This window comes from Bacillota bacterium (assembly GCA_040754675.1).
Classification (GTDB): Bacteria; Bacillota; Limnochordia; order Limnochordales; family Geochordaceae; genus Geochorda.
In genome coordinates this window covers 1-2732 of sequence record JBFMCJ010000537.1, presented here as the reverse complement: position 1 = coordinate 2732, position 2732 = coordinate 1, and the positions used below count along the sequence as shown (strand labels likewise).

The window sequence follows — 2732 nt, the reverse complement described above, 5'->3', positions numbered from 1 at the left end:
CTCGCCGACGTGTCCGGCCTGCCCGCCGCGCTGGCAGCCCTGGCGGTGCTGCCGCTCGTGGGGCTGGCGCTTGCCGCGTGGCTGCCGGCCGAGCCGCGGGTGGCGGTTCGCCGCTCATCCGCCCCGGCGGGGTAGCGGCGGCTTCAAAGCGAACCGTTCCTGCCGCCCTTTTTTGAGGCCGGCGACTTCCCGCTTCCCCTGCAACATGGATGAAACGCAGGCACTCCGATCCCTGTATGACATTCTGGGCCTTGACAGGATGAAACCGGGCATGTAGGATCAAAATCGGTTCCGGAAACGTTTTTGGAACGCCAGGAGGGCTTGCGAGGTGAAGCGCCCGACGATCCGGGATGTGGCGAGGCGTGCCGGTGTCGTGCCCAGCACGGTTTCCCGGGTGCTCAACAATTATCCTGACGTGGCCGACGAGACGCGCCGGCGGGTGGTCGACGCTATCCGGGAACTTCGTTTTCACCCCAGCCACATAGCTCGCCAGTTCCGCCGGGGTCGGACCGGTGCGGTGTCGGTCATCCTTCCGAGGGTCGATACGGATTTCTACACAGGCGTCATCAGCGCCCTCGACGAAGCTCTGGACGAGTACAGCCTGGGCATCGCCCTTTTCCCGGTGCTCAGCGAGGCCCGGCTGGCGCGGTACCGCTCCGAGGATGCCCTTCCGTACCAGTCGGACGCCCTGGTGCTGATTTCCCTGGACCCGGACCGCCTCTACTCGGGTCAGTCTCTACCGACCACATCGCCGACCGTCCTTATAGACATGGTTAATCCACGCTTTGACTCGATTTTCGTGGACAACCGCCTTGGGGGATACCTGGCCGGAAAGCTTCTCTGCGAGCGTCCCGCGCCAACCTTTGTGGTGTTGGTGGAAGAGTGGTTCTCTACCCCCTTTGCGAGCGGGGTCTTCCACGAGCGGCTCGCCGGCTTCCGCAAGGCACTCGACGAAGAGGGCGTCCACATTGCCGACGAGCACGTCATTCCGACCGAGTTCAGCTGGGCTGGCGGCCGGATCGCCGCCCGGCAGATCCTGGAGCGCGCCCGGCCTCCACTCAACGTGTTCGCTACCTGTGATCTCATGGCCAGAGGGATCCTCGATGAGGCCAGGGGCCTCGGTCTTGAGGTTGGCAATGATGTACGGCTCGTGGGATACGACGGCCTTGCCTGGACGGAGGAGTACGGGCTCAGCACCGTGGCGCAGCCCCTCAACGAAATGGGGCGGGTCGGGGCTCAGCTTCTGCTGGAGCGATTGAACTCGCCCGGCCGCCCTCCGACCCAGATACGCCTTCAGCCCCACCTCGTCAGGCGCGCTTCCACCGAGGGGGGTGGGACGGGACGCTAGAGCCGTCATGGCCGCCAGAACAGGAACGCGAGTTTTTGATGACTTGGGGAAGGAGCGGAGCGCGATGCGGTTTTCTTCCAACGGCCCTACCGGCCGCCTTCTGGCACGGGCACTACGGCTTGCGCTGGCCCTCGGCCTTGGGCTCGTAGTGGGTAGCTCCCCGGCGTTTGCCTCGAGCGAAGCGGTTCGCCTTACCCTCTGGCACTACTGGGACGGGGCGAACGGACAGGCACTTGAAAAGCTGGTCAAGGACTTTGAAAAAGCCCACCCCAAAATCGATATCGAGCCCCTGTTCGTGCCGGGGTCTGAGCTTCTGACGAAACTGCGCACTGCCCTGGCCTCCAAGCAGACCCCGGATCTCGCTGTTCAAGATCTCGTGAACATGCCGCTGCTGGTTCGAAGTGGCGCGCTCGTGCCGCTCGATACGTTTATCGCCGCTTCAAGCACCGTCAAGCTGGACGATTTCTTCCCTGCCCCCCTCACGTACGGGCGGTACAACGGCCGCCTGTTCAGCCTTCCCGTCAGCGCATCCAACCTGGCGCTTTTCTGGAACAAGCGGCTGTTTGCGCAGGCCGGACTTGACCCGGACAGGGCTCCGAGAACCTGGGACGAACTGGCCACCTTTGCCCGCCAGATCCGGCAGCGCACCGGCAAATGGGGCCTCGAACTCTTTACCCAGGGCGGCGAAGGAACCACGTGGCAGTGGCAGGTTTACCTGTGGTCGGCCGGCGGCGAGTTCCTGACCTCGGATAACCGGGAGCCCGCGTTCCAGTCAGAGGCTGGCGTGGAGGCATTGCGGTTCTGGGTCGACCTCATCCACGAGTACAAGGTCAGCCCGCTGGCACCGTGGGGTCTGTTCGGCAGGGGCGAAGCAGCCATGGTCATGGATGGTTCGTGGATGACCCAGTTCTTCCCGATGCAGGTGAACTTCGAGCTGGGCGCCGCACCGTTCCCCGTGGCACCAGGGGGGTCGCCCGCGACCAACCTGGGCGGTGAACAGATCTTCATCTTCCGTTCCACACCGGAGCGCGAAAAGGCCGCGTGGGAGTTCATCGAGTGGTTCGCGAGCACGCCGGTGCAGGTGGAGTGGGACCGGATGACGGGGTTCATCCCGGTGCGGCGGTCCGTCGCGGACGATCCCGCTTACCGGGCGTGGGTGGCGAACGCCAGACCCCTGCTGAAGCCGTTCGTTGAGGTGCAGGCCCACGCCCATGCCCGGCCGGCGGTGACCCGGTATTCACAGATATCGGACATCGTGGCGAACCACATTGTGGAGGCGCTTTACAAGCGCGCCACACCGGAACAGGCCCTGAACCGCGCAGCGGCCGAGGTTCGCCCGCTGCTGCGGGAGCCCTGACACAGCATGGCTAGAGGCGCCTCCCGG

General features: G+C 64.9%; 2 protein-coding genes. Both read left to right on the top strand.

All coding sequences use genetic code 11. From position 1 onward, the window contains the following. The first annotated feature begins 328 nt into the window (after positions 1-328). Positions 329-1348, top strand: a complete 1020-nt coding sequence (locus AB1609_20410) for a LacI family DNA-binding transcriptional regulator (protein ID MEW6048806.1) — start codon at positions 329-331, stop codon at positions 1346-1348. A gap of 64 nt (positions 1349-1412) precedes the next feature. Then, on the top strand, positions 1413-2705 hold the full coding sequence (locus AB1609_20405; protein ID MEW6048805.1) for an ABC transporter substrate-binding protein: 1293 nt from the start codon (positions 1413-1415) through the stop codon (positions 2703-2705). The last annotated feature ends 27 nt before the right edge of the window (positions 2706-2732 follow it).